14 protein-coding genes are annotated in these 13,929 nt (G+C 42.7%); 1 reads left to right on the top strand and 13 read right to left on the bottom strand.

The genetic code is table 11. The features are described 5' to 3' along the window. Positions 1 to 58: 58 nt before the first annotated feature. On the bottom strand, positions 59 to 1,630 hold the full coding sequence (locus PR795_RS06470; RefSeq protein ID WP_181480327.1) for an AbgT family transporter: 1,572 nt from the start codon (positions 1,628 to 1,630) through the stop codon (positions 59 to 61). A gap of 455 nt (positions 1,631 to 2,085) precedes the next feature. Between PR795_RS06470 and PR795_RS06465 the strand changes: the two genes are divergently transcribed. Further along, positions 2,086 to 2,454, top strand: coding sequence for a DUF1992 domain-containing protein (locus PR795_RS06465; RefSeq protein ID WP_006662505.1), 369 nt, complete (start codon positions 2,086 to 2,088; stop codon positions 2,452 to 2,454). Between the two features lie 13 nt (positions 2,455 to 2,467). On the opposite strand, the gene PR795_RS06460 is transcribed toward PR795_RS06465, so the two are convergent. The 12 genes from PR795_RS06460 to PR795_RS06405 all read right to left on the bottom strand — a co-directional run bounded on the left by PR795_RS06460 (position 2,468) and on the right by PR795_RS06405 (position 13,893). Continuing rightward, complete coding sequence (locus PR795_RS06460) at positions 2,468 to 3,163, bottom strand: helix-turn-helix transcriptional regulator (protein WP_006658513.1); 696 nt, start codon at positions 3,161 to 3,163, stop codon at positions 2,468 to 2,470. A gap of 70 nt (positions 3,164 to 3,233) precedes the next feature. After that, entirely contained in the window at positions 3,234 to 3,569 is a 336-nt protein-coding gene (locus tag PR795_RS06455; protein ID WP_006658512.1) for a tRNA-binding protein, read from the bottom strand. A gap of 160 nt (positions 3,570 to 3,729) precedes the next feature. Next, on the bottom strand, positions 3,730 to 4,056 hold the full coding sequence (locus tag PR795_RS06450) for a DMT family transporter (protein ID WP_006658511.1): 327 nt from the start codon (positions 4,054 to 4,056) through the stop codon (positions 3,730 to 3,732). An 18-nt stretch (positions 4,057 to 4,074) separates the two neighbouring features. Beyond that, on the bottom strand, positions 4,075 to 4,488 hold the full coding sequence (locus PR795_RS06445; RefSeq protein ID WP_006658510.1) for a DMT family transporter: 414 nt from the start codon (positions 4,486 to 4,488) through the stop codon (positions 4,075 to 4,077). Positions 4,489 to 4,540: 52 nt separating this feature from the next. Then, positions 4,541 to 5,308, bottom strand: a complete 768-nt coding sequence (locus tag PR795_RS06440) for a hypothetical protein (protein ID WP_226890343.1) — start codon at positions 5,306 to 5,308, stop codon at positions 4,541 to 4,543. Then, positions 5,262 to 5,906, bottom strand: coding sequence for a phosphate propanoyltransferase (locus PR795_RS06435; RefSeq protein WP_006658508.1), 645 nt, complete (start codon positions 5,904 to 5,906; stop codon positions 5,262 to 5,264). Before PR795_RS06435 ends, PR795_RS06440 begins: the two co-directional genes overlap by 47 nt. Further along, positions 5,903 to 6,295, bottom strand: a complete 393-nt coding sequence (locus PR795_RS06430; RefSeq protein ID WP_006658507.1) for a BMC domain-containing protein — start codon at positions 6,293 to 6,295, stop codon at positions 5,903 to 5,905. The genes PR795_RS06435 and PR795_RS06430 overlap by 4 nt, the downstream gene beginning before the upstream one ends. A 13-nt stretch (positions 6,296 to 6,308) precedes the next feature. Then, the gene (cutD, locus tag PR795_RS06425) at positions 6,309 to 7,259 is read right to left on the bottom strand and encodes a choline TMA-lyase-activating enzyme (protein WP_272516754.1); all 951 of its coding nucleotides are present in this window, start codon (positions 7,257 to 7,259) and stop codon (positions 6,309 to 6,311) included. A gap of 84 nt (positions 7,260 to 7,343) precedes the next feature. Next, positions 7,344 to 10,775, bottom strand: a complete 3,432-nt coding sequence (cutC, locus tag PR795_RS06420) for a choline trimethylamine-lyase (protein ID WP_112859995.1) — start codon at positions 10,773 to 10,775, stop codon at positions 7,344 to 7,346. A gap of 59 nt (positions 10,776 to 10,834) precedes the next feature. Further along, positions 10,835 to 11,965 (bottom strand): 1-propanol dehydrogenase PduQ, encoded by a 1,131-nt coding sequence (locus tag PR795_RS06415; RefSeq protein WP_006662500.1) that lies wholly within the window; start codon positions 11,963 to 11,965, stop codon positions 10,835 to 10,837. A gap of 7 nt (positions 11,966 to 11,972) precedes the next feature. Continuing rightward, positions 11,973 to 12,236, bottom strand: coding sequence for a EutN/CcmL family microcompartment protein (locus PR795_RS06410; RefSeq protein ID WP_006658503.1), 264 nt, complete (start codon positions 12,234 to 12,236; stop codon positions 11,973 to 11,975). A 25-nt stretch (positions 12,237 to 12,261) separates the two neighbouring features. Beyond that, the gene (locus tag PR795_RS06405) at positions 12,262 to 13,893 is read right to left on the bottom strand and encodes an acetaldehyde dehydrogenase (acetylating) (protein ID WP_181480328.1); all 1,632 of its coding nucleotides are present in this window, start codon (positions 13,891 to 13,893) and stop codon (positions 12,262 to 12,264) included. Positions 13,894 to 13,929 lie beyond the last annotated feature (36 nt).

Below are 13,929 nucleotides of genomic sequence, written 5' to 3'. Positions count from 1 at the left end.
GTAAAAAGGGTAAATAGAAAGCTATTTACCCTTGCAATCTAATAGTTTAATAATGAAACTAACTGCCCGGCGTGAAATAAATTGGTGAACCTGGTCCTACTGGCAGCCCCAAAATAAATACCCAGACAATAAAGAACAGTGACCATCCAATAAAGAAAATAATGGAGTATGGCAACATCATTGAAACTAAGGTACCAATTCCAGCATCTTTCTTATATTTGACAACGATTGCCATAATCAATCCAAAATAACTCATCATTGGCGTAATAATGTTTGTCACAGAATCACCAATACGATATGCAGCTTGGACAGTTTCAGGGGAATAGCCTGCCAACATTAACATCGGAACAAATATCGGCGCAGTCACCGCCCATTGAGCAGAAGCTGATCCAATCATCAAGTTAATAAAGGCGCATATCAGAATAAAGCCAACAAATAATATTCCACCGTGTAGGTCAATGCTATTTAAGAAATTAGCGCCTTTGACCGCAATAACTTGCCCGATATTTGTCCATCCAAAGAATGCAACGAACTGTGCTGCAAAGAAAATGATGACTAAATAGAGACCCAAGGTGCTCATTGCGCTTGCCATCGCATCAACCACATCTTTATCACTGCGCATGGTTTTTGCAATATAGCCGTAAACAATCCCTGGAACCGCAAAGAAAATAAAGATAAATACCACAATCGCTTTTAAGAAAGGTGAATTACTCACTAACCCAGTTTCTTGATTACGTAAAATTCCACTTTCCGGCACCACCATTAAGGCTAATACTGCCGCTAATCCCCAGAAAGTCACCGATGCCCAGAACAGCGCTTTTTTCTCAAGCGGCGTCACTTCAGCTGAAGCTCTGAGCTTATCTTCATCTTCATCAACACCACCGCCCTGATAGGGACCTAACTGTGGCTCAACAATTTTTTCGGTGATGAAGTAACCCAAAATAGTAATCAAGAACGTACTGGCGAACATAAAATACCAGTTCGCTTCTGCACCGACGATATACGTCGGGTCTATAATTCGTGCGGCTTGCTGTGTGATCCCAGACAATAACGGATCAACTGTTCCTAACAATAAGTTTGCGGAATACCCACCGGATACGCCAGCGAATGCCGCTGCCAACCCTGCAAGTGGATGGCGACCTAATGAATGGAAAATAATTGCGGCAAGAGGAATCAGCACCACATATCCCAACTCTGCGGCAGTATTCGACATGATTCCAGCAAACACAATTGCAACAGTCGTTAATTTGCGAGGCGCTTTAATCACAATTAGACGCATTGCAGCGGATAATAGACCTGCACGTTCCGCAATCCCCACACCTAACAATGCCACTAATACCGTACCTAATGGAGCAAATCCGGTAAAGTTGGTCACGACATTGGAGAGAATTTTACGAATACCCTCAGCATCTAATAAACTCACAATGTGAATGATTCCGTCTTCAGCGCGACCTTTCGCGCCTTCAGGACGAGGATCAGGAACACTAATACCAAAATACTGACCGACTGCTGAAGAGACTAATAAAATCCCAATTAAGATAATGAATAGAATGACAGGGTGTGGCAAGGCATTACCCAACCACTCAACCGTACGTAAAAAACGGCTACCCTCTTGTTTTTTTTGCTCCATATTTTCTCCTTATAAACAAGAGAAATGGACATTACACAATATTTTTTGCTTCACCTAATCACAAATACACAATTTCAAACCAACAAATTTGATACAATTTGAATACATAAACTAATAATTACTAGATGGATAATAAAATAACAGCATTAATTTTGTTAAATTTTATTTATGTAATAATCAAATTTTATAAAAATTAAATATCAGTAAATATAAAAAATGTGGTCAAGTTAACATTTTAATAATATTAAGGTGCCATTTTTTATTATTTAACACTATCAAAGTATCAAATTTAGTCGGTTTTATTTCATTTAATTTGTCTAATGCACATTTTTACAATACCTCAAAATCTGTGTCATTCATCCCCTAAAAAAAACCATTAGCCAGATTAATGTGCATTTCTCATTCACACTAATCAACGTTATAATTCATGCTTATTGACAACAGAGCGAACAAGCATGTCTGTAATTGATCTTTGGGCCGAGCGCCATATTCAAGACGCCTTAAACAAGGGAGAATTATCCAATCTCAATGGTGAGGGTAAGCCTTTGCAGCTTGATGATGATAGCCTCGTTCCTGAGGAATTAAGGGCGGGATATCGTATTCTCAAAAATTCAGGATATCTACCTGCTGAATTACAGCAGAAAAAAGAAGCGCTCAATTTATGCCATATGTTACAGCAACTCTCTGCCGATGACCCTAATTATGTGGCTATCAACAAACAGCTGGCATTACTTGAGTTAAAACTCAAACAAGCCAATATCAACACCGATTTTTTATACGGAGAGTACTCCGCGACAATTTCGCAGCACTTAGAGTCTAAATGACATAATTTAGACATCATATCAGGGATTTTAGGCGATATTCCAACGGTGTTTTACCGTAAAATTTACGGAATGCGTGGCTAAACGCTGAATGGGAATCGTACCCGACAAGAGTGGCAACGTGCTCAATGGTTTGATTAGTTAATAATAAACTTCCAGCAGCTTCCATCCGTTTTTGTAATAGAAACTGCATGACTGTGCCCCCAGTCTCTGCTTTCATCTTACGCTGTAATGTACTGACAGACATATAAAATGCAGAGGCAATATCCTCGCAGCTTATGGGTAAATGCAAACGTAATTCAATCCAGTGAGTCAATTCATCAATCCAACGATTTTCAGGCGTTAACTGGGCTAATAATAGACGTGCGACGGCAAAGTTCTGTTCAGGTGCTTGAGGAAAATGCTGTAACCAATTCAATAACCCTATCGCAGCAGGCGTGAGCGCGAAGTGGGTCATTCGCTCACTTAATGCCCACTGTGCTGTTGCTGGCATTTCCAATACATAGTTTTGATTACCTTTTTGCCCACTAAAGGCATGACTCACACTCGGAGGGATCACCACCCCCTGACCCGCATTCAATAGCCAGTGTTGGCGATGCATATTGATTTCCATCGCGCCAGATACGGCAAATACCACCTGCCATTGCCCATCATGTTGATGAGAAATAACCTCTTGAGAATATTGGCGATAATGCAGTTCAGGTAATAACAAGGTGAGCTCCTACTGGGTGGCATACAGTAGGAGTATAACGGTTTTAATCAAGAAAATGCAGCCTTACGGCTTAAGCAAGACGAGAACCATTCGGCACGGGTAAATTAAATTCCGCTAATACAATCGCCCCTGTTTCATCTGGTGCTCCCGTAATTAACACTTCAGATTTTATGCCAGCAATACGTTTAACTTCAAAATTACACACACATAAAACCTGTTTTCCAATTAAACTTTCGGGAGTGTAATGCACCGTAATTTGTGCACTTGAGCGTTTAATGCCTAATTCTCCTAAATCCACATCCATGACATAAGCGGGCTTCTTCGCTTTACTGTTCACTTCCGCACGAATAATGGTGCCAATACGCATTTCAACTTTCGTAAAGTCATCCCACTCAATAATTTGCATATCTCATTCCTAAATTAAACGATAGTCATACGTTAAATTAGCATAGGATAGACAATGACTCTTAGCGTTAAACATTCATTTTATGTTGTGAAACCGTCATTGATTATCACCTGAAAAAACAGGCAATAATCAATGGGTATACGAGAGATAAAACCGGAGATTACATCGTTGAGAAGGTGTTCATAATAATACCGCCAGAGATAATTAATCCCATCGCGAAGACAGCAGGCACATCGGGTTTCTGCTTATATAAAATCATCGAAACTAACGTTACACCAACAATACCAAACCCACACCATAAAGAGTACGCAACACCCACAGGGATATATCCCATTGCACGAGTTAACGCAAAATAGCACAAACAGTAAGCCACAATCACTAAAATGGATGGACCTAATTTACTAAAACTGTTGGTTTTTTTGATCATCGATGTTCCTGTAATCTCCGAACCAATCGATAATGCCAACCATAAAAATCCAGTAAACATACTATTCCTCTCTTCTTATTAATGAGCGACGTTGTTAGTTGAAGACAGTGACGCTTCTGAATTTTCAGCTGGTTCAGCCTCATCAGCCCCCATCTTAGAAAACAAGTTCATAATCACGATGCCAGACGCAATGACCCCCATTCCGATAATTGCCGCCATATCGGGATGCTGCCCATAAAAAAGCATACCTAAGGTAGAAACCATTAAAATGCCCGTGCCTGACCAAGTGGCATATGCTAATCCAACTGGAATATATTTCACTGCGCGAGAAAGAGAGTAATAACAAATAACATACAGAATCACTATCAGACCTAATAATAATGATTTGGTTGTTCCTTCACTATTATCGAACATTTTCAATGTGGATGTTGCTGAGGTTTCAGAAATAATCACCGCCAGCATCCAAAGCCATGATTTTGCTTTAGAAGACATAGATAATACTCCTACATAGATAGACGTTTAAAATATTAAATTGAAATGAAATCTATTTTTTTAGAGACTTTAAATAATCTATTGCTGAATCTGTTAATTTATTTTTATTTAGAGAGTATTCCTTTGGGTCATTCATTACTTCGTTCAAAGTAATATAGCGATTCTGATTAACTTTATTTTCACTCGATGCCTCATCATTTCTAATGAGTATTTTATTTTCAATATTATTAAATGTATCGAATTGAATACCTAATGAGATAGCCTTATTTATATTCTCTTTAATTAGGTCGTTATACTGTTCATTTTTATTCAAACCTAATATCTGGTTTAAATCACTATCAGGACAACAATGATATTTCAGCGCCAAAATAGGAATATTTTGAGAGAGTGCATGTAAGATAATTTCACTTTCTTCACTAACGGATAATCCATTCACAACTTCACTAACGACCTTACTTCCCAGAAAAGGTAAAAACACACAATGGAATTCAGCCAGCTTGTCTACACTAAAGGTATTAATATCAAATTGTTGTCCGATTTCTTTCCATTGGTTCCCTGTCGATTGGTTTCCTGTCGATTGCGTTAACATTTCCTTGGTGGCATAGAAAGAAAAAGACATCGAGGATAACGACAATAAACGTTGATACACCGCCTGTTGATAAGCTTGGCTAGGGGACAATACCACTAATACTCGCTGTTTCAGCTGTTGCAGTACCTGTGACACTATCTGCTCAATTATTTTTTCGTTCATCTTGCCACCGTTCGCTAAGTATTTAGCTGACAACAAAAACACTGTCATTATTGCGTAACCCTGCTGCATTCGCTTCATCTGTATCAATATGAAATTCCAGAGAAAATCGTGCATCGACTCGAATAACAACTTCATCAAATACGAGGCTACGCTCACCCTCAGTGCGCACACATACCCGCTGTCCATTAACGACATTGAGCGCGCGAGCATCCATCAGGTTCATGTGAATATGGCGTTGGGCACAAATCACCTGTTCCGAGAGATTAACGTACCCAGCCGGACCAATTAACAGCGCATTTCCTGACTCATTTAGATCCCCAGACTCACGCACTGGTGCTTTAATGCCAAGCGCAAAACAATCGGCTTTCGAGACCTCAAGCTGAGTTTTGGGTCTTGTTGGTCCTAATACTCGCACTTTACTGATCGACCCTTTAGGTCCAACCACCATCACACACTCTTTTGCCGCAAATTGTCCCGGTTGTTTCAAATCTTTAAATGGCGTGAGTTGATAACCTTCACCAAAAAGAACGGTGACGTCCTCTTGCGAAAGATGAACATGACGGTTAGAAACGCCCACCGGAATAGCGATAGGACTCTCCATTATTGCAGCAGAGTTTGGCACTGCTAAGCGAGACAGAATTTTCCCCATTAGCTGCTGGTTTATCATGATTTCTTCCCTTTACGAACTTCCGCTTTTGGCTCTACAACAACATGATTTTCTAGCGTTTCTACAGAAGACTCACGCACTGACGCTTCACGACATTGCTCAATTTCACTCGCGGTATTCTTGGCAGATAACAGTTGAGTGATCACACTCTCCTCAGGGCGAGCAATCACTAGCGTACCTTTTAATAAATTTTGATGGCTGACAACCGATGCACCATGATCAACCGCTGTTCTTACTGCACTAATTTCCCCCTGAAAACAGACAGAAACTAAGCCAGAACCAATTTTACGATAACCAACAATCTCAACACTTGCCGCTTTACATGCCGCATCGGCAGCTTGTATTGCCGATGTCAGTCCGTAAGTCTCAATGACACCTAAACTTTTCATCTTTCTCTCCTACTTAGTGACGAACCAGTCGAATATCAAAATCGAATGTTTTAAAGAAAGCCTCTAATTGATCTAACTCTTCAACGCTGTAGGTTGGATCTTTCTTGATGGGATAAATCATATCGAGCTTGTCGTATTTCCCACGACCAAGCTGGTGATAAGGTAAGATATCAATTCGATTTAAATTACCGCGTTTCGACAATTCCATGGCGTACTCAATTGCGCCAGTTATGGTATCAAAAGAGTCGTTGTATCCGCGAACTAAAGGCATACGCATCACCACATTTGCCCCCAACTCCATTAATCTTTCGAGATTACGGCGCACATTTTCATTACCAATACCAAACAAGTTTTTATGCTCAACGGTATCGATATGCTTCACATCGAACAAGAATAGGTCGACAACTTCGGCTAACCTTTCATAATTGGCGAGTGACGTTGTTCCTTGAGTTTCAACGGCTGTATTGATCATCATCTTTTTACATTCACGCAGAAGTTCCACAGCAAAGTCAGTCTGTAAACTCATTTCACCGCCACCAATCGTGACACCACCGCCAGAGGAAATATAAAAATCGTAATCCTGCATAATGATGTCCATCATTTCAGAAACCGTGACATCTTTTCCCATAATGTCTAATGCATCAGAAATGCACACTTCCTCACATTTACGGCAGCCAATGCAGTCAATACTGCGATTCACGCGATGGACAGCTTCCCCTTGTTCATTGGTTGTCATGTAATGGATACCTGTCGGGCAGACATCCACACATTTCCCACATCCCACACATTTGTCGTGGGAAAACATCACTTGAAATTGGCTACTGAGCCCTTCAGGGTTAGCGCACCAAGGGCAACGAATATTGCATCCTTTGAGAAAAATCAGGGTACGAATGCCATCACCGTCATAAATTGAGTATTTCTGGATATTAAATATCCGCCCTCTGATTTCTGCCGCTGTGTTCATCATTGCATCTCCAAAACAGTTTCAAACTTATTGTTTTTATTATGATGGGTAGGGAATAGCTATCTATCCCCACCCAGATTGGGTTTAGAACTTCTCAATCACGGTACGGCTAATGATTTCGTCCTGAACCTCTTTACACAATTCAACGAAGTAAGCACTGTAACCAGCAACACGAACGATTAAGTCACGATATTTCTCAGGTTCTTGCTGTGCTTTTTTCAGCATTTCGTTATCAACGTAGCTGAACTGCATTTGACCGTTACCCAAAATGGATGCCGTTCTTAACAAGGTGATTAATCCATTGCGGCCTTCTGGCGTATCCAATAAGCCTTTTAAGAACTTAAAGTTATGCACCATCCCGATATTCATCGTTTCCACGTTCATCTTACTGATAGATTTAATAATTGCCGTTGGGCCCTGTTTATCCGCCCCTTGAGTTGGGCTAATCCCATCTGACAGCGGCATCCACGCCAAACGACCATTCGCAGTCGCGGCAGTTAACTCGCCAATCGGTGTGTTGTTAGAAATGGATAATGTGCCGTGACTCAATGTGGAATACAGCATGTCGTATTTACGACACTCACGTTCAGTCCATTCAGTTATGTCTAAAGCATATTGGTCAACATAGTTGTCATCATTACCGAACTTAGGTGCATTCAGGCAATCACGACGTAACTCTTCATAACCTTCAAAGTTGGCAAGCAGGCCATCGCGCACTTGCTCTAAGGTATAGCGACCCTCTTCATAAACCACTTTGCGAATAGCCGCCATTGAGTCAACGTAAGTTGCTAGACCAGAGAAAATCAGCCCTGGGCCGTGGTTAATCATTGCACCACCCGCCGCAACATCTTTCCCTTTCTCCATACAGCCTTCCACCAGCAAAGACATCAATGGCTTTGGCGCGACATCACGGTGAACACGCTGACTGATGACCGTACCAATCGCAGATAGGCGAACAATATGGGCAATTTGCGCTTTCACCGCGTTATCGAAATCTTCAAAGGTTTTCAGGTTACGCAGATCTCCGGTATCTAAGCCTTGGTGGCTATCAAACAGCACCATCCGACCACGATTCAGAACAAATTCAATCGCAATAGGCCATTGTGTGTAACCCGTTGATGTCCACTGATAAATTCGACCTGATTTTTGTGGTTCCACGCAACCCATTAAGCAATAGTCGCGCGCATCTTCGAAATCAAAGCCTTTACGTAGCATCATTTTGATATGGGAATCGTCAAAGTGGCAGGCAGGGAAGCCCATACCGGCTTTCACCACATCTACGATTTTTTCCATATATTTTTGCGGAGATTGGTTGTGAATACGGCATGCTAATGATGGCTGATAAACTTTAACGAAACGGACTGCATCCATAATTAAGTACGTTAAATCGTTACATGCATCACCACCCGAGCGTTTTTGGCCACCCACAGTTAAATTGATAAACGGCTGATATCCAGCGAAATATTTAGCACCCAGCTCACTGGACATCCACATTAATTCCGCACATTTGATGATAAACGCCTGCATCATTTCCAGTGCTTGGTCTTGGGTTAAACGACCCGATTGAATATCGCTTTCATACATTGGGAAACAGTATTGGTCTAAACGACCTAATGACAATCCAGTTTGGTTTTCTTCAATTTCAAACAAGGATTCCACAGTCCAAATACTTTGCAGCGCTTCTTGCAATGTTTTTGGTGGGTTCGCTGGGACATTTTCGTTCACTTGAGCAATTGTCAGTAACTCTTCACGACGTTTCTGATCTGTCTCTTGAGAAGCCAGTTCACGAGCATGTTCAGCGATACGATGCGCATAAGCCACCACACCCTCACAGGTTTCAATCGAGGCTTTATAGAAATAGATGCGGTCGATGTCCTCTGGATTTTGCATGCTTAACTCAGCCAGTCTTGCCTGAGCATCCGCTTTAATGCCATTCATGCCTTTAGTGAAAAGTAATACGTCATAACCTGGGCAAGTATCGCCGCCGCCATTGATTTGGTGATAGGACAAGTCACTCACAAAGGTTTCGCCGCTGAATTCCCAAACCCCCGCTTCACGGTATTGCGCTTCACAAATTTCATCCAGAGAACGGCCTTCCCAAAATGGCGCGATTTCTTCACGAATCACTTTTTTATCTTCTTCAGAGATCACAAATGGATCTTGTGGGCGAGTGCTCATTGTATCGAGTTCGTCTACCACCCAGCGCCATGCGATATCAGGAGAAAATGCCCCAGCGCGGGCTTTACCGCATGGGTGACCGACAATCAGCTCTTCAGGTTGAATCAAGATAGGTGCGGTTTCACACGCACGACGGAACGCTTTTGCACGCAACAAAATCGGCGGTAAACCTGGATTATTCTTTACCACTTCCGTAAAGGCTAATGCGCGATAGATAGACACGCTTGGACGCGCTTCTAGATAACGGTTACGCAAACGCTGTAAGCGCGGCGTTAACCCTTCCATCACTTTGAATTCATTATCTTGTTGAGCCGTTGGTGCGACATAACTCGCTGAAGCCGCAGAATATTGAGGCTGCGTACTTGCTTGACCGCAATATAAACGGACTTTTAATCCAGCATTAATTGCGCTGATATTTTCATGAGCCGAAAGCATCATCGCGGAAAGTTCGTTGATGCAAACTTGCGGATCATTAAGATAGATACCGCCTTTAAGCGCATCAAACATCGGATAACCATCCATCGCGCGAGTTGCACGGACTTCCGACAATTCAGCCAGTTTCAACCATAGACTTTCAACAATCTCATAAGCCTGTTGTGGCGTTAAGCGACCTTGCTCAATGTCGCGCTGGTAGAATGGATAAACCGCTTTGTCGAAACCCATTGGATTGATGGCATAGCTGCCATTTTCTAAATGCAAAATCAGTTGTAATAAGTAGAATGCTTGGCAAGCTTCTTTAAAGGTTTGCGCGGGTTTTGCGGGTACTTGGCGTAATACTTCTGCACTCTCTTGCAGCTCAGCACGACGATATGAATTCGCCTCTGTTGACGCGAGATTTTCAGCTCTTAACGCTAAAGATTGGGCAAAATGGATAGCAGCATCACAGGCATAAATCGCCGCACGGCAATTATTTGCCTCATCAATACTGTTACGACTGACCGCACTACCAATATTTCTGACGCGATTTTCCAGCTGGTTTTTAATTTCGGCGAATCCCACATTTAACACAACTAAATAATCGGGAGCGGCAATGGCACTATCACCGGCTAAAAACTCATAAATACTCTGGCTGTGCACTTCGTCTTCCGTATGAAAAATAGCACCACGCGGCGTTGAAGACTGGCTACCAATGATCAATTCATCTTGTGCGATAAACGCAGGGAAATGACGAATAAATTCATAAAACTGTTGAGCGGGTTTAATCGCTTGTGGCGCACCCGTCAGTTGGTTTCTCACGGTTTCAAGAATGTTGGCACGTTCGGTAATGATTGAGCAATTACGAGCACTTAAACGTTCAGCCAGTGTTTTTACTCGTGGGGTCAAAGCATATTTGGCCATGTTAGCCTCTCCTGATGTTCTTTCTCGTTCGTTATTCATCACATAAAAAGCGTTAACTATTAAAAAGACTGTCTGTACAGTGCTTCTAGCTGCTTTTCATTTACGTCCCGTGGATTAGTCGGAGTGCAACTATCGCGCAATGCTTGTCCAACCATTTCCCCTAAACGGGCATTAAAATCAGTTTCATTGACGCCTGTCGCGTGGATGCCTTTCGGCATATTCATTTCATCTTTCAGTACGTTGATTGCCATGATTAAGCTCTCAACGCCTTCACGTACGTTCGATGCTGGTAAATTAAGTTTTTGCGCTAATTCGGCATAACGCTTAGCCGCAGTCGTTTCACAACAGCCTTCCAGTCCTGCGTTAAATGCCACCACTTGCGCCATCAATATTGCGTTGGCACGACCATGAGGAATATGAAACACACCACCTAGTGCATGCGCTAAGCTGTGGGTGATCCCAAGAGATGCATTGGTAAATGCCATTCCCGCAATACACGATGCGTTATGCATTTTTTCACGAGCCACTAAGTTGCTGCCGTCGCGATAGCAATCAATGAGGTGGGCAAAAACTAACTGAACGGCTTTTTCTGCAAGTGCATCTGAAAAATCAGAAGCACTGCGTGACACATACGCTTCTATGGCATGACATAACACATCCATTCCCGTATCTGCGGTGATAGCGGCAGGAACAGATTTCACTAATACAGGGTCTAAAATTGCCACATCGGGCAACATAAACTCATCAACCAATACCAGTTTTTCTGAGTGAGACTTAATCACCGAAAAAGCCGTGACTTCAGAACCCGTTCCACTGGTTGTGGGGATTGCCACAAAATGAGGTTTGGTTCTATGACTGTCTTGGCGGGTATGCCATAAGGAGTAAATAACCGCTTTCGCAGCATCAATAACCGAGCCACCACCCAGTGCAATCACTAAATCTGGGTATTGGCTATCCATGATTTTCATACCCTTCACGATGGATGAAATTTCTGGATCTGGCACCACATCATCGTACAAAGAAAATGAGATACCTTGCTGGGTTAATCGACGAATCACTTCATCGGCTAACCCGAATTTCACCATCGCTTTATCGGTCACGATAAACGCGTGCTGGGCATTCACTTGAGATAAATAATCCAAAGCGTTTGCACCGAATTGCACTCTTGGCTTAATGAAAAACTGGTTCATGCGTTATTTACTCCCTGCCGTCTCGATACACTTTTTCAACAATGGCAACCACGGACATGGCTTTGTATTTGTCTTTGTTCAAAGCGAAATACTCTTCCGCCAAAACAAGGTCATTAATCCCTGCGCCAACACTGTCCACCGCAACAAACGTTTTATCCTTCAACGGATTCAGATCATCGCCAAGTGCCGTGATCATCAGTAAGTTACTACCACTTAGCTCTTGGCATTTCTGCGTTGCGACAACATGTCCAATTACCTTTGCCAAAATCATGATTTACCCGCCTTATCTCAATGAATTACTTATTTAGGCGTCCGAGAACGGCCTTAATAATCTGCTCAACATTCTCTTCCGTGATATCGCCATGAGTCGCAACCGCTTCAGCGACATCTGCATGACTCACCGTGTTAGCAAACCGGTTATCCGTAGCGCTTGAATGACCTTGAATTTTTGCTGGTTGCGACTGACGGAAACGATCATCGTCCAGAATACTGACCGACGACTGACATCCATGAGTTACTGGCGATGTTGAATACGCTGGCGTGCTCACCGGTGCTGGTTGTCTCAAATCATCAATAGAACGGACGCCATAACCGACTTTACGAATGTTGAGTAAATTCATTGGACCGACGTTGTCAGAACTTGAACCTCCTCCAATCGCCCCACATCCTAATGTCAGCGCTGGCGTAATATTGGTGGTTGCCCCAATACCACCTAATGCCGCTGGGGTATTAATCAAAATACGGTTTACGGGTTTTTCGAGGGAAAACTGACGAATAACATCTTCATTTTGCGTGTGGATCACCAGCGTGTGCCCCAAGCCTTCATTTGTCAGCAAATCGACAACGCGGTGGCATGCAGAGCGCCAATCTTCTTCAACGTACATCCCTAAGATTGGGCACAGTTTTTCGCGTGAATACGGATTTTTCGGTGAGACAGTATCTTGTAATGCAATTAATACTCTCGTATTAGCTGGAACACTAAAACCTGCACGTTGACTCAGCGTAATCGCATCTTTCCCCACGACATCAGGGTTAATGGTGCCATTCGCTCTGAGCAGCATTGAAGCCATCCGTTTTGCTTCATCTTCATTCATGAAGTAAGCACCTTGAGCTAATAACTCGCGGTGAACATCGTTGTAAATGCAACGTTCAACAATGATGGATTGCTCAGATGCGCAAATCACACCGTTATCAAAGGTTTTACTGGTAATAATGTCACTGACGGCTTTTTTGATATCAGCACTGCGTTCAATGAAAGCAGGACCGTTACCCGGACCGCCACTGATTGTGGGTGTGCCCGATGCATAAGCAGCACGTACCATGCCTTCACCACCCGTTGCCAGAATTAACGAAACGTCTTTGCTGTGCATTAATTCTTTTGTCGCTTCCAATGTCAGCATGGTGACACCATCTACGATGCCCGCTGGCGCGCCAGCTTCCAGAGCGGCTTTTTTAACAATGTCCAGAGTTCTGAAGCTACACGCTTTCGCGTTAGGATGAGGGGAGAAGACGATGGCATTACCCGCTTTCAAGGCAATCAATGTTTTATAGATAATGGTTGACGTTGGGTTGGTCGAAGGCACCAATGCCGTGATCACCCCTAACGGAACCCCCACATCCATCACTTTATTGATTTTGTCATCATTAATGATGCCAACTGTTTTCAGATCTTTAATATGTTCATACACACGAACTGATGCAAACGTGTTTTTCAGGACTTTATCTTGCCACTTCCCAAAGCCTGTTTCTTCGTTCGCCATTTTTGCTAACTCTTCTGCATGGCGCGCAGATTCTGTTGCAATGTGTTTAACAATACTGTCAATTTTCTCCTGCGAAAAAGTCGCAAAAGTTTTTTGCGCTTGTTTCGCGTTTCTAACTAGCTCTCTTGCCAGTTGTCTGGATTGCAGATCTTTATCTAATGCAACCATGTCTTCCCCCGTACCGGAGTCAAAAGATTAAACTTA

This window comes from Providencia sp. PROV209 (assembly GCF_028479485.1).
GTDB lineage: Bacteria > Pseudomonadota > Gammaproteobacteria > Enterobacterales > Enterobacteriaceae > Providencia > Providencia alcalifaciens.
This window is presented reverse-complemented; position numbering and strand designations above follow the sequence as displayed.

Coding starts and splice junctions, on each gene's coding strand:
- PR795_RS06470 (WP_181480327.1), bottom strand. CDS start 1,630: ATGGAGCAAAAAAAACAAGAGGGTAGCCGTTTTTTACGTACGGTTGAG.
- PR795_RS06465 (WP_006662505.1), top strand. CDS start 2,086: ATGTCTGTAATTGATCTTTGGGCCGAGCGCCATATTCAAGACGCCTTA.
- PR795_RS06455 (WP_006658512.1), bottom strand. CDS start 3,569: ATGCAAATTATTGAGTGGGATGACTTTACGAAAGTTGAAATGCGTATT.
- PR795_RS06450 (WP_006658511.1), bottom strand. CDS start 4,056: ATGTTTACTGGATTTTTATGGTTGGCATTATCGATTGGTTCGGAGATT.
- PR795_RS06445 (WP_006658510.1), bottom strand. CDS start 4,488: ATGTCTTCTAAAGCAAAATCATGGCTTTGGATGCTGGCGGTGATTATT.
- PR795_RS06440 (WP_226890343.1), bottom strand. CDS start 5,308: ATGCAGCAGGGTTACGCAATAATGACAGTGTTTTTGTTGTCAGCTAAA.
- PR795_RS06435 (WP_006658508.1), bottom strand. CDS start 5,906: ATGATAAACCAGCAGCTAATGGGGAAAATTCTGTCTCGCTTAGCAGTG.
- PR795_RS06430 (WP_006658507.1), bottom strand. CDS start 6,295: ATGAAAAGTTTAGGTGTCATTGAGACTTACGGACTGACATCGGCAATA.
- cutD (WP_272516754.1), bottom strand. CDS start 7,259: ATGAACACAGCGGCAGAAATCAGAGGGCGGATATTTAATATCCAGAAA.
- cutC (WP_112859995.1), bottom strand. CDS start 10,775: ATGGCCAAATATGCTTTGACCCCACGAGTAAAAACACTGGCTGAACGT.
- PR795_RS06415 (WP_006662500.1), bottom strand. CDS start 11,965: ATGAACCAGTTTTTCATTAAGCCAAGAGTGCAATTCGGTGCAAACGCT.
- PR795_RS06410 (WP_006658503.1), bottom strand. CDS start 12,236: ATGATTTTGGCAAAGGTAATTGGACATGTTGTCGCAACGCAGAAATGC.
- PR795_RS06405 (WP_181480328.1), bottom strand. CDS start 13,893: ATGGTTGCATTAGATAAAGATCTGCAATCCAGACAACTGGCAAGAGAG.